This is a genomic window from Pseudomonas avellanae BPIC 631 (assembly GCF_000444135.1).
GTDB lineage: Bacteria > Pseudomonadota > Gammaproteobacteria > Pseudomonadales > Pseudomonadaceae > Aquipseudomonas > Aquipseudomonas avellanae.
In genome coordinates this window covers 1-4,831 of sequence record NZ_ATDK01000083.1, presented here as the reverse complement: position 1 = coordinate 4,831, position 4,831 = coordinate 1, and the positions used below count along the sequence as shown (strand labels likewise).

The following is a 4,831-nucleotide window of genomic DNA, read 5'->3' as shown; positions in this document are numbered from 1 at the left end:
CTGTCTTTGCCTTATAGCCCACGTGCGCCCCCACAAAAGTCTTTAAAAGATTACAACTCATCGATTTTAAAGAACATTTATATCTATCACTTTTACAAAAAAAGCGGAAAACGTAAATTTTCGTCCCCTTGATCGTCAAAAACCTATCCCCCCCCAAAAAACGATAATGAAACTTTACAAAATCCGGACGACATCCGTCCAATTTTCTACGCTGGAGGATGAGATCGCCGCTCCTCCGAATTTGTGCGGTATCCGGGCTGTTAATCTATCAATGGATAAGCCTGCAAATTCAAACAGGCTACGATCGGCCAACTGTGAAGGATTCACGTTTTGCAAGCTGTGAAAGATGTTCTCCACACAGCCAGGATTCGCTGAATCCCACTCCGCGATCATAGATTTAATTTTTTTTCTTTGCAGATTCTCTTGTGAACCGCAGAGGTTACACGGAATGATGGGATATGCGCTGTCTGCAGCGATTTTCGCTATGTCTTTCTCGCGACAATATGCAAGCGGTCGGATAACAATGTTTCTTTTATCATCACTAAGAAGCTTAGGGGGCATTCCCTTCAGTTGCGCCTGAAAGAACATATTAAGAAATAAAGTTTCGACCATATCATCCATATGATGACCTAAAGCCAATTTAGTGGCCCCTATTTCTTCTGCAAAACTATAAAGCGTCCCCCTTCTTAGCCTAGAGCAAAGCGAGCAAGTCGTTTTACCTTCTGGAATTTTCCCCTTAACAACGGAGTAGGTATCCTTGTCAATTATATAGTGATCGATGCCTTTGCTCTTGAAATAATCAGGCAATATATCACTTGGAAAGCCGGGCTGTTTCTGATCCAAATTTACGGCTACAACGCTAAATTTTATTTGCGCGACTCTCTGCAAGTGTAGCAATGCGTCTAACATTACAAATGAATCTTTCCCACCGCTGACGCAAGCCATTATCTTATCGCCGTCTTCGATCATTGAGTAATCCACAATGGCCTTCCCGACGTTCCCGCGAAGTTTTTTACTGCGGAGCTCAGCAGCTTTGCTAGGTTGAGATTCTTTTACGTCTATTCTCATGATTAGTAGTCTCTAGTTTAGGTTTTACAAACTAAGGTTGTTCCAAAAAAGCGAGTCGCTCTGGAGACGCCCGTTGATTGCAAAAATTGAGATAGCTAGATTTTATAAAATTTTGGATGCCGAAGGCTAGGCAATGACTCTCGAAAACTAAAGAACGCCTTGCCGGTAAGAAGCCGTATGAGATCCTAGCTACCCATGCGGCACTTGGGAGGTGGAAGCTCTGCTGACCCAAGCAGTCCAGCATTTGCGTTTTGAACACAGGCGCATCAAAGGCCATGGCTCTGAAACGTGCTGGCCAAATCCGACCCGGATGCCTGATCAACGGCAATGCAAAGTAGTCGTCATGTTTATGGAATTGCGCAAAAAGCTCCCCTGGCTGGCTTCGCCAGGGGGCTAAGAAGCGTCAGCGAGCCTTCAACCAATTGGCCATGGTTTTGAGCGGACGACGCTCCAAGTTGAATGTATCTACGAAACGCAGTTCCGGCGACCAATCATTTCCGAGCAAGTCAGACAGAGCGCTAGCGTCCAAACTCCAGAGAGGGTGAACAATTACGTATCGGGTTTCGCGACCGCCTTTACGTTCAAGCAGAAAAGGCATTCCCGAATGCGGTAAGTGGCCGGCAGTTAAGACTCCGGGGCGCATCTGAGCGATGTTTTCCGCCAACCATAGGGCTCGCTCATGCCAACCTATGATCTCGGGATAGGCCGCATCCTGCGCTTCCAGCCCACATGCATAGCTCGGTGTAGTCATTGAGCGCAGATAAGCTAATCCCAAGCGCCAATCGAGAAGGCCATGATATCGACGGTTACCGTATCGCTGAACGCAGCGGTAGCAGGATGTATGGCATTGAGCTGAGTGATCCCCTTCTGCCGACACATTGAGAAAATCTACAAGCGGCCACTGATCTTGATTTTCCAAGACATCATGCAGGATATCAAGAATCTGGGGGCGTGAACCGCCTGGAACCGTTTCCCCTAGACGACGGCAGAGGCCTGATCCATTAATCAGCGCGTCAGCGATCTGCAGCAGCGGCTTTCCCGACCGCACTCGCGGCTCAAGGGCCTCGAACTCATCAGCGGATACATCGAGCTCCAGAGCTGCCTTTTGGACTAGGATTTGCGTTGCACTGATTGCTGCTGCTCGTGTCGATAGACGATCATATTTGCCGCGCCGCGCTACGTGTGACAGATCAAGTCGAGGATCAAACGCTCCTAACTCAAGCTGGATAGATTCTGTCTGCTTGCATGAGATCAAGCCGAATGGAGGCAATGGGTTTCCAATATTTCCCCAACGTGCCAGACCCCAACTAGTACTGCGAGCACTCCTAAGCCAGCCCGCTTCGTAAGCCTGCGGTTCACCGTCAATCTTAGGAGGCTTTTTGGTGCCCGAAGGCATTGTAACCCTTAGATCCGAGGCTTCCTGAACAAGAAACCCCTCACCTTCTCCCTCAATATTGGCGACACCATCATTCATCTGCATGATGGTTACTCCGGCACCGTGCATAACAGTCACATTTCCATGCTCCAGACGGGCCCCCGCACTCACCAAGGTCGCCATACTGCGAACCGACATCCGTCCAACGTCTTCTTCACCGTCCTTTGGATTAAAGTCAGTTCGAAATCCAGCCGGTGTTACATAACGTTTTAGTTCGTCTGGAAGAATCTCTGCCTGACAGTCATCACATTTTAGTGATGCTTGTGGTATCAAATCTGTCCTGGTCGCTGAGCCGCAACTTTTACAGACTGCTACCCAAGTTTCAGTTTCATACCAGTGAGATAACGCCCTGATCGAAAGATCATCCTTTTTGAACCCTTGAGGGGTAGATAGACTCCCAGTAAAGCCAACAACGCGATGTTTCTGCTTGTCTTTGACCAATACCGCTCCTGGTGCATATTCAAAGACGGCAAGATCAAGATCACGATCCATAGTGGACCATTCGTAATCTTCAGTCCCTCCAACTTTTACAGGGCGAAGACCTAGATATAGGTTACGAACACGAGTAGGCATACCGTACATTGGTAACAATCCCCATTCAGCCAAAAACCGCGCAAGCCCCATTTCCGACTTAGGTGCATATATTTTAAGTGCGCCGATCTCTTTCATCAACTGTTCAACATTAGATTTTTCTTTAAGACGATTTCGTTGTTCTGGATCGAAGGATGCTACCTCAATGAAGCTATCACGCTCAGCGAGGGTTTTAATCAGCGCGTCGTGCAAACGGTCAGGCCACGACGCTTGAGGGTTATGAAAGTAATCTTGAGTGGATATATATTCACCGTGAACGTCAGGTGGCATAACCAAATCACCCGGATACACATCGCCAGCATTCGCGCACTGGTCACGTAAATATTTAAATGCCGCACGCAACCAATTCTTACGCACTAAACGCAACGGAATGGGGTCGTGACCGATAGCGAGAAAAGGTGGGGGTGGCGGGTCGCCAGTAATAGCACGCGGATGCGCAAAGTAATATGCGTCATGACTTCGACCGCGACAGAAAGTAATAACCAGCGAGAACGCCTGACCTCGGCGCCCGGCTCGACCGACTCGCTGTTGGTAATTGAATCTCTGAGGAGGCATGTTGGCCTGATATACACTCTGCAAGGCGCCGATGTCGATTCCCACCTCCATGGTGGTAGTGACAGACAACATATCAATTTCTTGGGCACGTTTCTGTATTTCACTTTCGTCGTCGACAAAGATACCTTTGAACTTGCGCAATCGATCCGAAAAATCGTCCGTCTGCCCAGTCAACTCTTCTACACGCAAACGGAATCGGTCAACGCCTTCTTCTTGTCCACGAACGATGCGACTACCCAAAAAATTATTGCGCCACAACTCTTCAGCTCGTCCAGTCGCTTGCTCGCCTAGTTTCTCTCCGCAACGAGTGCACCTCCCGGGCCCGCGGTGAAGGTGCACTCTCTCACAGTTTTCACAGCGCCAATACGGATCGCTTTCCTTCGCTATCTTGAGATACAGCTTGCCAATATGAATTATCCCGCTTGGGTGCCCTAATGCTGAGAGGTCGTCAAGAATGCCGCTCAGACCGTCGATGGCGCCGCCACCCGGGAACACAACTTGGGCGAAACGATGCACCCGCTTATTCTTGATATCCGATCCTGATAGCCATTCTATTACGTTATCGCCCTCGACAAACTTATTGTCCAAGACACGATAGGCTCCCGCGAAAACACGTAACCAAGTATCCAAGCGATCTGCTTTTTCATCGTTCCCGTCCATAATGGACGGATATGCCAGCCCAGTTTCTTCCAATGCAAAAAAAGTGTTTGCAAAAATTACGTCATCAATAAGCTCATACTGTCCTTTCAGTATTTCCTTGTTGAGACCTGCTTTTTGAACATCATTTAACTTGTGGGAATAAGCCGGCCGCCCTTCATTCTGGACGAACAGATCATGCCAAACTTTCCCCTCAAAATGTTTTTTGCCAAGGCGATCAAATGGGTGAACTCCTAGCGAGACAAAGTCGGAAGTAAGTGCGCCAATGCTGGAGTCAGTACTGCACTGAAGGAGCTTGCTAAGAGAGATTCTATCGCTGTCTTTCTGCGTTCCCGAGGTCAGTTGTTTGTTGAATTTATCGACAAACAAAGCCATTTCTGACGGGTTCGTTGCGAGAGATGCCATAAGTGGGCCAAATTCGAGCGGATCGATCCACTCCTCCCTGGATTTCTTAACCAATTCACGTGCAGCAGTTACCAACACTTCACGTCGCAAATCACGTAGGTGTAACGTCTCTATCTCTAA

General features: G+C 48.3%; 2 protein-coding genes. Both read right to left on the bottom strand.

What is annotated here, in order from left to right; all coding sequences use genetic code 11:
• Positions 1-174 precede the first annotated feature (174 nt).
• Positions 175-1,068: a tRNA 2-thiocytidine(32) synthetase TtcA gene (gene ttcA, locus DW49_RS0106040; RefSeq protein WP_024421132.1), complete on the bottom strand. Its 894-nt coding sequence runs from the start codon at positions 1,066-1,068 to the stop codon at positions 175-177.
• A 403-nt stretch (positions 1,069-1,471) separates the two neighbouring features.
• A complete protein-coding gene (locus DW49_RS0106035) occupies positions 1,472-4,789 on the bottom strand; it encodes a helicase-related protein (protein ID WP_241478685.1) in 3,318 nt (1,105 codons plus the stop codon).
• Positions 4,790-4,831: the final 42 nt, after the last annotated feature.